Genomic DNA, 12,365 nt, shown 5'->3' on the forward strand with positions numbered 1-12,365 from the left:
AACGCTATTAATTTAGGAGTAGATATGAACGTTGTATTGACCATTGTCCTCGCTGTGCAAATGCTCTCGGCGCTCGGCATGATTGGCCTGATCCTGGTGCAGCACGGCAAGGGCGCCGACATGGGCGCGGCGTTCGGCAGCGGCGGCTCGGGCAGCCTGTTCGGTGCTAGCGGCAGCGCCAACTTCCTGTCGCGCACCACCGGTATCCTCGCTGCGCTGTTTTTTGCATGCACCTTGCTGCTTGCTTACTTCGGCGGCAGCTCGCTGCCGCGCAGCGGTTCCAGTGTCCTCGAAGGCACTGCCGTGACGGCGCCAGCGCCTGCCGGCGCGGCTTCCGGTGCGGCCCAAATCCCCGCGACCACGGCACCCGCGAGCGGCAGCGCCGCGGTTCCCGCTCCGCCTGCGCCCGCCGCATCGGGCGCCGCGCAAATCCCGACGAAATAACGTGATTTTGCTGCCGCCTCTCGTCGGGAGAGGCGGTATTTCAGGGTAAACTCTGAGACTGTCTGGAAAGCCCAAAACCGCAAGGTTTCCTCATGCCATCCAGTCAGTTAAATACCGCGGACGTGGTGAAATTGGTAGACACGCTATCTTGAGGGGGTAGTGCCGAAAGGTGTGCGAGTTCGAGTCTCGCCGTCCGCACCAGATTGACAAGCATCGGCAGCAGCGCTCCGGCGGTGCTGTCGGCTCAAACGGCAAGCTGAAACAAACCGCACAGGTGGCTTTTCAGAAGTTGAATCCACGATGAACCTCGATCAATACCTCCCTGTTCTCCTGTTCATTCTGGTTGGTGTGGGTGTCGGCGTGGTGCCCCAGGTCCTGGGGCGTTTGTTGGGCCCCGTGCGCCCCGACAGCGAAAAAAATTCTCCTTACGAATGCGGCTTCGAGGCTTTCGAAGATGCCCGCATGAAATTCGATGTGCGCTACTACCTGGTCGCCATCCTCTTCATTCTGTTTGACCTCGAAATCGCCTTCCTCTTTCCCTGGGCCGTGGCGCTCAAGGAAATCGGCCCCGTCGGTTTCTGGTCGGTCATGATCTTCCTGGGCATTCTGGTCGTGGGCTTTGTCTACGAGTGGAAAAAAGGTGCGCTGGACTGGGAATAAGAAGATAGAAATCCCGAGGGTTCTCTAGGGCTAGGGCGAATCTCGCCACAAAGGTACGGGTATGTCACTTGAAGGTGTTTTCAACGAAGGCTTCATGACCACGAGCTATGACTCGGTGGTGAATTGGGCCAAGACGGGTTCGCTCTGGCCCATGACGTTCGGCCTGGCCTGCTGCGCCGTCGAAATGATGCATGCGGGCGCGGCGCGCTACGACCTGGACCGCTTCGGCATGTTGTTCCGTCCCAGCCCGCGCCAGTCCGACCTGATGATCGTGGCCGGCACGCTGTGCAACAAGATGGGTCCGGCCCTGCGCAAGGTCTACGACCAGATGTCCGAGCCGCGCTGGGTGCTGTCCATGGGCTCGTGCGCCAACGGCGGCGGCTACTACCACTACAGCTATTCCGTGGTTCGCGGCTGCGACCGCATCGTGCCGGTGGACGTTTACGTGCCGGGCTGCCCGCCCACGGCCGAAGCGCTGATGTACGGCATCATCCAGCTGCAGCAGAAAATCCGCCGCACCAACACGATTGCGAGGGCATAAAGCATGTCCTCTTCCCCCGTGTCCATGGAGCAGCTCGCCGAAACGATTCACGCCGTCCTCGGCGACAAGGTCAAAAGCCTGAAGACAGCGCTCGGCGAAATCACCCTCACAGTCTCCGCCGCCGACTACCTGGCGGCCGCCACCCAGCTGCGCGATGCGCCCGGCTGCCGCTTCGAGCAACTGATCGACCTGTGCGGCGTCGACTATTCCGAATACCGGGACGGCCAGCACGACGGCCCGCGCTACTGCGTGGTGTCGCACCTGCTGTCGGTCAGCCTCAACCAGCGCGTGCGCCTCAAGGTGTTTTGCCCCGACGACGATTTCCCCGTGGTGGATTCGCTCAACGGCATCTGGAATTCGGCCAACTGGTTCGAGCGCGAGGCCTTCGACCTCTACGGCATCATCTTTGAAGGCCACAACGACCTGCGCCGCATCCTGACCGACTACGGTTTCATCGGCCATCCTTTCCGCAAGGACTTCCCGACTTCGGGCCATGTGGAGATGCGCTACGACCCCGAACAAAAGCGTGTGATTTACCAGCCGGTCACCATAGAGCCGCGCGAGATCACCCCGCGTGTGATCCGCGAAGACAACTACGGCGGCCTGCAATAAGCGGCGCCGGCAAGAGATACCCACATGGCTGAAATCAAAAACTACACGCTTAACTTTGGGCCGCAGCATCCCGCGGCGCACGGTGTGCTGCGCCTGGTGCTCGAGCTTGACGGCGAGGTGATACAGCGCGCCGACCCGCACATCGGCCTCTTGCACCGCGCGACCGAAAAACTCGCCGAGAGCAAAACCTACATCCAGTCGCTGCCCTACATGGACCGGCTGGATTACGTCTCCATGATGTCCAACGAGCACGCCTACTGCCTGGCCATCGAGAAGCTGCTCGGCGTCGACGTGCCGGTGCGCGCGCAGTACATCCGCGTGATGTACGCCGAAATCACGCGCCTGCTCAACCACCTGCTGTGGCTGGGCGCGCACGGTTTCGACTGCGGCGCGATGAACATCCTGATTTACTGCTTCCGCGAGCGCGAGGCCCTGTTCGACATGTATGAGGCCGTCTCCGGCGCGCGCATGCACGCGGCCTACTTCCGCCCGGGCGGCGTCTACCGCGACCTGCCCGAGAGCATGCCGCAGTACCGCGTCAGCAAGGTCAAGAACGCCAAAGCCATCGCGGCGCTCAACGAGAACCGCCAGGGCTCGCTGCTCGACTTCATCGAGGACTTCGCCAACAAATTCCCGGGCTACGTCGACGAATACGAAACCCTGCTGACCGACAACCGCATCTGGAAGCAGCGCACCGTCGGCGTGGGCGTCGTCTCGCCTGAGCGCGCCCTCAACCTCGGTTTCACCGGCCCCATGCTCAGGGGCTCGGGTTTTGCCTGGGACCTGCGCAAGCAGCAGCCCTACGACGTCTACGACAAGATGGACTTCGACATCCCGGTCGGCAAGACCGGCGACTGCTACGACCGCTACCTGGTGCGCGTCGAGGAAATGCGCCAGTCCAACCGCATCATCAAGCAGTGCGTGGACTGGCTGCGCGTGAACCCCGGCCCCGTCATCACCAGCAACCACAAGGTCGCCGCGCCGGACCGCGAGTCCATGAAGACCAACATGGAAGAGCTGATCCACCACTTCAAGCTCTTCACCGAAGGCTTCCACGTGCCCGAAGGCGAAGCCTATGCGGCGGTCGAGCACCCCAAGGGCGAGTTCGGCATCTACATCGTCAGCGACGGCGCGAACAAGCCCTATCGCCTGAAGATCCGTCCGCCGGGTTTCCCGCACCTCGCGGCCATGGACGAAATGTCGCGCGGCCACATGATCGCCGATGCCGTCGCCGTGATCGGCACCATGGATATTGTGTTCGGTGAAATTGACCGGTAGTCCCCATGATTTCTGAACAAACCAGAGCGCGCTTCGACCGCGAAGTCGCCAAATACCCCGCGGACCAGAAACAGTCGGCCGTCATGGCCTGCCTGACCATCCTGCAGGAGGAGCACGGCTATGTGAGCGCCGAGAGCGAAAAGGCCGTGGCCGAATACCTCGGCATGGCGCCCATCGCCGTGCACGAAGTCACGACCTTCTACAACATGTACAACCAGCGTCCCGTTGGCAAGTACAAGCTCAACGTCTGCACCAACCTGCCGTGCCAGCTGCGCGACGGCGCCAAGGCGCTCAAGCACCTGGAGCACAAACTGGGCATCGCCATGGGCGAGACCAGCGCCGACGGCCTGTTCACGCTGCAGCAGTCCGAATGCCTGGGCGCCTGCGCGGATTCGCCGGTGATGCTGGTCAACGACCTCACCATGTGCAGCTTCATGAGCAACGAGAAGCTGGACCAGCTCATCGAAGGTCTCAAATCCGCCGAGGCAAAGCAACCATGACGCTCGCTCCCCTGTCTCCCAACAGCGCAGCCGCGCAAAGCGTGCTGTCCCAGTTCGCGGCCACCGGCGTGCAGACCTGCTTCCACGGCCGGCACATCAACCCGCAAATCCTGGCCGACCTCAACGGCAGCAACTGGCGCCTGAAGGACTACGAAGCCCGCGGCGGCTACCAGGCCCTGCGCAAGATCCTCAAGCAGGACGGCGGCGAGGGCATGACGCCCGACCAGGTCATCGCCGAGGTCAAGGCCGGAAGCCTGCGCGGCCGCGGCGGCGCGGGTTTCCCGACCGGGCTCAAGTGGAGCTTCATGCCGCGCCAGTTCCCGGGTCAGAAGTACCTGGTCTGCAACTCGGACGAGGGCGAGCCGGGCACCTGCAAAGACCGCGACATCATGCAGTACAACCCGCACAGCGTGATCGAGGGCATGGCAATCGCCGCCTATGCCATGGGCATCAGCGTGGGCTACAACTACATCCACGGCGAAATTTTCGCGACCTACCAGCGCTTTGAAGAAGCGCTCGAAGAGGCGCGCGTCGCCGGCCTGCTGGGCGACAACATCTTCGGCAGCGGCTTCAGCTTCCAGCTGCATGCCTCGCACGGCTTTGGCGCCTATATCTGCGGCGAGGAAACCGCGCTGCTCGAGTCGCTCGAAGGCAAAAAAGGCCAGCCCCGCTTCAAGCCGCCGTTCCCGGCCAGCTTCGGCCTCTACGGCAAGCCCACCACCATCAACAACACCGAGACCTTCGCGGCCGTGCCCTGGATCATCCGCAATGGCGGCCAGGCCTACCTCGAATGCGGCAAGCCCAACAACGGCGGCACCAAGATTTATTCGGTCTCGGGCGACGTCGAGTTGCCCGGCAACTATGAAGTGCCCATGGGCACGCCGTTCTCCAAGCTGCTGGAGCTCGCCGGTGGCGTGCGCAAGGGCCGCACGCTCAAGGCCGTGATCCCCGGCGGGTCGTCGGCGCCCGTGCTGCCGGCCTCCATCATGATGGAGTGCACCATGGACTACGACTCCATCGCCAAGGCCGGCTCCATGCTGGGCTCGGGCGCGGTGATCGTCATGGACGACAGCCGCTGCATGGTCGAGTCGCTCAAGCGCTTGTCCTACTTCTACATGCATGAATCCTGCGGCCAGTGCACGCCTTGCCGCGAAGGCACGGGCTGGCTCTGGCGCGTCGTGGACCGTATCCACAACGGCCAGGGCAAGCAGACCGACATGGACCTGCTCAACTCGGTGGCCGACAACATCCAGGGCCGCACCATCTGCGCGCTGGGCGATGCCGCGGCCATGCCGGTGCGCGCCATGATCAAGCATTTCCGCCATGAGTTTGAAGCCATGATCAAGCCACAAGTCTCCCACGCTCCGGTTTCGGCTGCCGCGCAAGCCTGAACCGCGGAAAGAAAAAAATATGGTTGAAATAGAACTCGACGGCCAGAAGGTGGAAGTGCTTGAAGGCAGCACGGTGATGCATGCGGCCGAAAAAGCCGGCACCTACATTCCGCACTTCTGCTATCACAAGAAACTCAGCATTGCCGCCAACTGCCGCATGTGCCTGGTCGATGTGGAAAAAGCGCCCAAGCCCATGCCGGCCTGCGCCACGCCCGTCACCCAGGGCATGATCGTGCGCACCAAGAACGACAAAGCCATCAAGGCCCAGAAGGGCGTGATGGAGTTCCTGCTGATCAACCACCCGCTGGACTGCCCGATCTGCGACCAGGGCGGCGAGTGCCAGCTGCAGGACCTGGCCGTCGGCTACGGCGGCAGCGAATCGCGCTACGAGGAAGAAAAGCGCGTGGTCTTCCACAAGGACGTCGGCCCGCTGATCTCCATGCAGGAGATGAGCCGCTGCATCCATTGCACGCGCTGCGTGCGTTTCGGCCAGGAAGTGGCCGGCGTGATGGAGCTCGGCATGTCGCACCGCGGCGAGCACGCCGAGATCGAAACCTTCGTCGGCATGTCGGTGGATTCCGAACTGTCCGGCAACATGATCGACATCTGCCCGGTCGGCGCGCTGACCAGCAAGCCTTTCCGTTACAGCGCCCGCACCTGGGAACTGTCGCGCCGCAAGTCGGTCAGCCCGCACGACTCGACCGGCGCCAACCTGATCGTCCAGGTCAAGAGCAACAAGGTCATGCGCGTCGTGCCCCTGGAGAACGAAGACATCAACGAATGCTGGATCGCCGATCGCGACCGTTTTTCGTATGAAGCCCTCAACGGCGACGAACGCCTGACCAGCCCCATGCTCAAGCAGGGCGGTGAGTGGAAAACCGTCGACTGGCAGACCGCGCTCGAATACGTGGCCAACGGCCTCAAGCAGATCAAGGCCGACCACGGTGCCGGCAGCATCGGCACCCTGGCCAGCCCGCACAGCACGCTCGAAGAACTCTACCTGGCCGCCTCGCTGATGCGCGGCCTGGGCAGCGAGAACATCGACTACCGCCTGCGCAACGCCGAGTTCGCCGCACCTTCGGCCATACGCTGGCTGGGCACGTCCATCGCTTCGCTGTCGCAGCTGCAGCGTGTGCTCGTGGTGGGTTCCAACCTGCGCAAGGACCATCCGCTGTTCGCGCAGCGCATACGCCAGGCCGTGCGCAAGGGCGGCGCGCTGAGCAGCATCAATTCCGCAGCCGAACTGGCTAACGCCGATGCCTGGGCCATGCCCGTCGCCAACACGCTGCTCGCAGCGCCCGAGGCCTGGGCCCAGGCCCTGGCCGATGTGGCCGCCGCAGTTGCGGCCGACAAGGGGGTCACGGCGCCGGCCGCCGGCCAGGCCACCGATGCGGCCAAGGCCATCGCCAAGTCCCTGCTGGGCGGCGAGCGCAAAGCCATTTTGCTGGGCAATGCCGCCGCACACCACGCCAAGGCCTCCAGCCTGCTGGCGCTGGCCAACTGGATTGGCGCGCAGACCGGTGCCAGCGTGGGCTACCTCACCGAAGCGGCCAACACCGTGGGCGCACAGCTGGCCGGCGCCTTGCCAGCCGGCAAGGGCCTCAATGCCGGCCAGATGCTGGACGGCCAGCTCAAGGCCGTGATCCTGCTCAACAACGAACCCGAGTTTGATTCGGCCGCGGGCGCCAGGGCCAAGTCTTCGCTCAACACCGCGCAAATGGTCGTGACGCTGAGCCCCTTCAAGGCCAACATGGCTTTCAGCGACGTGCTGCTGCCTATCGCCCCTTTCACCGAAACCCCCGGCACCTTTGTGAACGCCGAAGGCCGCGTGCAGGGCTTTCACGCCGTCGTCAAGCCGCTGGGCGATACGCGCCCGGCCTGGAAGGTGCTGCGCGTGCTTGCCAACCTGCTGGGCTTGCCCGGCTTCGATTTTGAATCCTCGCAGGACGTGCTCAAGCAAGTCGCCGGTGCCGATGCGGCGCAGCTGTCCGCGGACAAGCTGGGCAACGGAACCCAGGCCGGTATCGACCTGTCGGCGGTTGCCGCCCAAGCGCCTGCCGTGGCCAGCATCTACCAGCTCGACGGGTTGGTCAGGCGCGCGACCTCGCTGCAGCTCACGGCTGATGCCCGCCAGGCCGCCGGCCTGGAAGCCCAGCTTGAAGGAGCAGGCGCATGATTGACGGAATCTTCGCCTTCGGCCAGGGTTTGATGGGCGGCATCTGGCCGGGCACCGTGTGGCCTGTGCTGTGGACGCTCATCAAGATCGTTTGTGTGCTGGCGCCGCTGATGGGCCTGGTGGCTTACCTGACCTTGTGGGAACGCAAGGCCATCGGTTTCACCCAGATCCGCCTCGGCCCCAACCGCGTCGGGCCTTTCGGCCTGCTGCAGCCTATCGCTGACGCGCTCAAGCTGCTGACCAAGGAAATCATCATCCCCACGGCGGCCAGCAAGGGCCTGTTCGTGCTCGGCCCCATCATGACCATCATGCCGGCCCTGGCCGCCTGGGCCGTCATTCCCTTTGGGCCCGAGATCGCGTTGGCCAACATCAATGCGGGCCTGCTGTTCCTCATGGCCATCACCTCGCTGGAAGTGTATGGCGTGATCATCGCGGGCTGGGCTTCCAACTCCAAATACGCCTTCCTGGGTGCGATGCGTGCCTCGGCGCAAATGGTCAGCTATGAAATCGCCATGGGTTTTTGCCTGGTGGTGGTGCTCATGGTGTCGGGCAGCCTCAACATGACCGATATCGTGATGAGCCAGGGCAAGGGCATGCTGGCAAGCAGCGGCTGGACCTTCCTGTCCTGGAACTGGCTGCCGCTGTTGCCGATCTTTGTCGTGTACTTCATCTCCGGCCTGGCCGAGACCAACCGCCACCCCTTCGACGTCGTTGAAGGCGAATCCGAAATCGTGGCAGGCCACATGGTCGAATACTCGGGCATGGCCTTCGCGATGTTCTTCCTGGCTGAATACGCCAACATGTGGCTGGTCGCCATCCTGGCCGTGCTGATGTTCCTGGGCGGCTGGTTGCCGCCCGTTGAAGCGCTGAGCTTCATCCCGGGCTGGATCTGGCTGGGCGCCAAGACTTTTGTCGTGGTCACCATGTTCCTGTGGGTGCGCGCCACCTTCCCGCGTTTCCGTTATGACCAGATCATGCGTTTGGGTTGGAAGATCTTTATCCCTGTCACCCTTGTCTGGCTGGTAGTCGTTGGGGCCTGGATGCAGACCCCTTACAACATCTGGAAGTGACTATGGCCCCCACGCTTTTCACTTCGTGTAATGCGCTGCCCCCCGAGGGGGCGCTGCGCCTGCGGCCCGGCAAAGCCGGTTCCGCGGCCCCTGCTGGCTTGAAGAGCTCTTGTGCATGCCCACGCCTTATTTCTGCAGGAATCTGATTTATGTCCGCCGTAGCTTCCATTAAAGACTTTGCGTCGAGCTTCATGCTCACCGAGCTGTTCAAGGGCATGGCCCTGACCGGCAAGTACATGTTCAGCCGCAAGATCACGGTCCAGTTCCCCGAGGAAAAAACCCCGCTGAGCCCGCGTTTTCGCGGCTTGCACGCCCTGCGCCGTTATGACAATGGCGAAGAGCGCTGCATCGCCTGCAAGCTCTGCGAAGCGGTGTGCCCGGCCATGGCCATCACCATTGAATCCGACGTGCGTGAAGACGGCAGCCGCCGCACCTCGCGCTACGACATCGACCTGACCAAATGCATCTTCTGCGGTTTCTGCGAAGAGAGCTGCCCGGTTGACTCCATCGTCGAGACCCACATCTTTGAATACCACGGCGAAAAACGCGGTGACCTGTATTTCACCAAAGAGATGCTGCTGGCCGTGGGTGACCGTTATGAGTCCGAAATCGCCGCCAACCGCGCGGCGGATGCCAAGTACCGCTGAACCCCAGGCCGCTGGCTCAAGAAAGAATCCACAACAACATGGACGCTAAAACAGGTCTTTTTTATGTTTTCGCCGCGGTGCTGCTGTTTGCGGCATTCAAGGTGATTACCGCGCGCAACCCGGTGCATGCGGCGCTGTACCTCGTGCTGGCATTCTTCCAGGCGTCCGCCGTCTGGATCCTGCTCAAGGCCGAGTTCCTGGCCATCACGCTGGTGCTGGTCTACGTGGGCGCCGTGATGGTGCTCTTCCTGTTCGTCGTGATGATGCTGGACATCAACATCGACAGTGTCCGCAAGGGCTTCTGGAAGCATTTCCCACTGGCCGGCTCCGTCGGCGCCATCATCGCGCTGGAAATGTCTTACGTGCTGATGGGCGGCTTTCGTGAGCCGCCCAAGGTCGCGTCCGGCGCGGGCCAGATAGGCGCGCAGCTTTCCAACACCAAGGAGCTCGGCAAGCTGCTGTACTCCGAATACCTCTACCCGCTGGAAGTCGCCGCGGTGATCCTGCTGGTGGCCATCATTGCCGCCATCGCGCTGACCCTGCGCGCGCGCAAGGACTCCAAATACCAGAACCCGTCGGAGCAGATCCGGGTCAAACGCTCGGATCGCGTGAGCCTGGTCAAGATGAAATCCGTCGTGGCCGCACCGCCGGTTGTCGCGGCCGTACCCGCCGAGGAGAAGAAGGCATGACGCTCACCCTGGGACATTTTCTTTCGCTGGGCGCGATGCTGTTCGCGCTGTCGGTCATCGGCATCTTCCTGAACCGCAAGAACCTCATCGTGCTGCTCATGGCCATCGAGCTCATGCTGCTGGCCGTCAACATGAATTTTGTGGCCTTCTCGTATTACCTGAACGACATGGCCGGCCAGGTTTTTGTGTTCTTCATCCTGACCGTCGCCGCGGCCGAATCGGCCATAGGCCTGGCCATCCTGGTGCTGCTGTTCCGCAACAAGTCCAGTATCAACGTCGACGAACTCAACACGCTCCAAGGCTAAAAACAAGATGAGCCAAACCCTCTCCGCATCGGCCCTGCTGGCCGTCCCGCTGGCGCCGCTGGCCGGCGCCCTGGCGGCCGGTATTCTCGGCACTTCCTTCGGCGGCAACTGGATAGGCCGGCGCCTGTCGCACAGCCTGACGATTCTCGGCGTGCTGGTGGCCTTCATCATTTCGGCCATGACGCTCAAGAGCGTGGCCGTCGACGGCGCGCGCTTCAACGAAACGCTCTACACCTGGATGAACGTCGGCGGCCTGAAAATGGAAATCGGCTTCCTGGTCGACGGCCTCACGGCCATGATGATGTGCGTGGTGACCTTTGTGTCCCTGATGGTGCACATCTACACCATAGGCTATATGGAAGAAGACGAGGGCTACAACCGCTTCTTTGCCTACATCTCGCTGTTCACCTTCTCCATGCTGATGCTCGTCATGAGCAACAACATGCTGCAGCTGTTCTTCGGCTGGGAAGCCGTGGGCCTGGTGTCCTACCTGCTGATCGGTTTCTGGTACAACAAGCCGACCGCCATCTTCGCGAACATGAAGGCCTTCCTGGTCAACCGTGTGGGCGACTTCGGCTTCATCCTCGGCATCGGCCTGATCGCCGCCTATGCCGGCACGCTGAACTACGCCGAGGCTTTTGCCAAGGCCGATGAACTCTCCAAGCTGACCTTCCCGGGTACCGGCTGGATGCTGGTGACCGTGGCCTGCATCTGCCTTTTCATTGGTGCCATGGGCAAGTCGGCGCAGTTTCCGCTGCATGTCTGGCTGCCGGACTCCATGGAAGGCCCGACCCCGATTTCCGCGCTGATCCATGCGGCCACCATGGTGACCGCCGGTATCTTCATGGTGGCACGCATGTCGCCGCTGTTCGAGCTCAGCGACACCGCGCTCAGCTTCATCATGGTGATAGGCGCCATCACGGCCCTGTTCATGGGCTTTCTCGGCATCATCCAGAACGACATCAAACGCGTGGTCGCCTATTCCACGCTGTCGCAGCTGGGTTACATGACGGTGGCGCTCGGTGCGTCGGCTTATTCCGTCGCGGTGTTCCACCTGATGACCCATGCCTTCTTCAAGGCACTGCTGTTCCTGGCGGCGGGCTCGGTCATCATCGGCATGCACCACAACCAGGACATCCGCTGGATGGGCGGCGTGCGCAAGTACATGCGCATCACCTGGATCACTTCGCTGCTGGGCACGCTGGCCTTGATAGGCACGCCTTTGTTCGCGGGTTTCTACTCCAAGGACAGCATCATCGAGGCCGTGCATGAAAGCCACCTGGCCGGCTCCGGTTTTGCGTATTTCGCGGTGCTCGCGGGCGTCTTCGTGACGGCCTTTTATTCCTTCCGCCTGTATTTCCTGGTGTTCCACGGCAAGGAGCGGTACGACCAGAACCCCGACGCACACCACCATGGCCACGACGACCACGGCCACCATGGCGAGCACCACGAGCCGCATGAATCCCCCTGGGTGGTGACGGTGCCGCTGATCCTGCTGGCGATTCCGTCCGTGGTGATTGGCTTCATGACGATAGAGCCCATGCTGTACGGCGGGTTCTTCAAGGACGCCATCTTCGTGAACCTCGAGAAACACCCCGCCATGGAAGAGCTCAAGCAGTTGTTCCACGGCCCGGCCCAGATGGCTTTGCACGGCCTCACCGCCGCGCCGTTCTGGTTGGCTCTGTCGGGCTCGGTACTCGCCTGGTATATGTACATGGTCAACCCGGCCCTGCCGGCCGCGATCAAGCGCATGTTCATGCCCGTGTTCACGCTGCTCGACAACAAGTACTACTTCGACTGGTTCAACGAAAACGTGCTGGCCCGCGGCACACGCCTGCTCGGCACAGCCCTCTGGAAGGGTGGCGACCAGAAGCTGATCGACGGCGCGCTGGTCAACGGTTCGTGGAAGCTGGTCGGCTGGGTCTCCGGCGTGGTGCGCCGGCTGCAGTCCGGCTACATCTACCACTATGCCTTCGGCATGATTGTTGGCGTGTTTGTGTTGATGACGTATTTCGTCTGGCTCAATCGCTGATCAGTTCAACAAAATCAAGG

The 12,365-nt window shown here is 62.4% G+C and carries 13 protein-coding genes and 1 tRNA gene; all 14 read left to right on the forward strand.

Annotated elements, in window-relative coordinates; genetic code table 11:
• Positions 1-24 precede the first annotated feature (24 nt).
• The 14 genes from secG to nuoL all read left to right on the forward strand — a co-directional run bounded on the left by secG (position 25) and on the right by nuoL (position 12,345).
• A complete protein-coding gene (gene secG / locus AC1D09_RS19020; RefSeq protein WP_477662544.1) occupies positions 25-444 on the forward strand; it encodes a preprotein translocase subunit SecG in 420 nt (139 codons plus the stop codon).
• A 116-nt stretch (positions 445-560) separates the two neighbouring features.
• A tRNA-Leu gene (locus AC1D09_RS19025) sits at positions 561-645 on the forward strand.
• A 99-nt stretch (positions 646-744) separates the two neighbouring features.
• Positions 745-1,104 carry an NADH-quinone oxidoreductase subunit A gene (locus AC1D09_RS19030; RefSeq protein ID WP_007864471.1) on the forward strand — a complete coding sequence of 120 codons (360 nt, stop codon included), beginning with the start codon at positions 745-747 and terminating at the stop codon, positions 1,102-1,104.
• Positions 1,105-1,165: 61 nt separating this feature from the next.
• Positions 1,166-1,645: a NuoB/complex I 20 kDa subunit family protein gene (locus AC1D09_RS19035; protein ID WP_007864469.1), complete on the forward strand. Its 480-nt coding sequence runs from the start codon at positions 1,166-1,168 to the stop codon at positions 1,643-1,645.
• Between the two features lie 3 nt (positions 1,646-1,648).
• Positions 1,649-2,257: an NADH-quinone oxidoreductase subunit C gene (locus AC1D09_RS19040; protein WP_074577084.1), complete on the forward strand. Its 609-nt coding sequence runs from the start codon at positions 1,649-1,651 to the stop codon at positions 2,255-2,257.
• Positions 2,258-2,281: 24 nt separating this feature from the next.
• Complete coding sequence (locus AC1D09_RS19045) at positions 2,282-3,535, forward strand: NADH-quinone oxidoreductase subunit D (protein WP_074577082.1); 1,254 nt, start codon at positions 2,282-2,284, stop codon at positions 3,533-3,535.
• 5 nt (positions 3,536-3,540) lie between these two features.
• Entirely contained in the window at positions 3,541-4,035 is a 495-nt protein-coding gene (gene nuoE, locus AC1D09_RS19050; RefSeq protein ID WP_074577080.1) for an NADH-quinone oxidoreductase subunit NuoE, read from the forward strand.
• A complete protein-coding gene (gene nuoF, locus AC1D09_RS19055; RefSeq protein ID WP_477662543.1) occupies positions 4,032-5,426 on the forward strand; it encodes an NADH-quinone oxidoreductase subunit NuoF in 1,395 nt (464 codons plus the stop codon). The genes nuoE and nuoF overlap by 4 nt, the downstream gene beginning before the upstream one ends.
• Positions 5,427-5,445: 19 nt before the next feature.
• Positions 5,446-7,602: an NADH-quinone oxidoreductase subunit NuoG gene (gene nuoG / locus AC1D09_RS19060; RefSeq protein WP_477662542.1), complete on the forward strand. Its 2,157-nt coding sequence runs from the start codon at positions 5,446-5,448 to the stop codon at positions 7,600-7,602.
• A complete protein-coding gene (gene nuoH, locus AC1D09_RS19065) occupies positions 7,599-8,672 on the forward strand; it encodes an NADH-quinone oxidoreductase subunit NuoH (protein WP_074577074.1) in 1,074 nt (357 codons plus the stop codon). Before nuoG ends, nuoH begins: the two co-directional genes overlap by 4 nt.
• Positions 8,673-8,821: 149 nt before the next feature.
• Positions 8,822-9,319, forward strand: coding sequence for an NADH-quinone oxidoreductase subunit NuoI (gene nuoI, locus AC1D09_RS19070; RefSeq protein WP_477662541.1), 498 nt, complete (start codon positions 8,822-8,824; stop codon positions 9,317-9,319).
• A gap of 38 nt (positions 9,320-9,357) precedes the next feature.
• Positions 9,358-10,008 (forward strand): NADH-quinone oxidoreductase subunit J, encoded by a 651-nt coding sequence (locus tag AC1D09_RS19075; RefSeq protein WP_074577072.1) that lies wholly within the window; start codon positions 9,358-9,360, stop codon positions 10,006-10,008.
• Positions 10,005-10,313: an NADH-quinone oxidoreductase subunit NuoK gene (gene nuoK, locus AC1D09_RS19080; RefSeq protein WP_007864437.1), complete on the forward strand. Its 309-nt coding sequence runs from the start codon at positions 10,005-10,007 to the stop codon at positions 10,311-10,313. Before AC1D09_RS19075 ends, nuoK begins: the two co-directional genes overlap by 4 nt.
• Before the next feature lie 7 nt (positions 10,314-10,320).
• Positions 10,321-12,345 (forward strand): NADH-quinone oxidoreductase subunit L, encoded by a 2,025-nt coding sequence (gene nuoL, locus AC1D09_RS19085; protein ID WP_477662540.1) that lies wholly within the window; start codon positions 10,321-10,323, stop codon positions 12,343-12,345.
• Positions 12,346-12,365 lie beyond the last annotated feature (20 nt).

Source organism: Polaromonas sp. P1_A2, assembly GCF_056406895.1.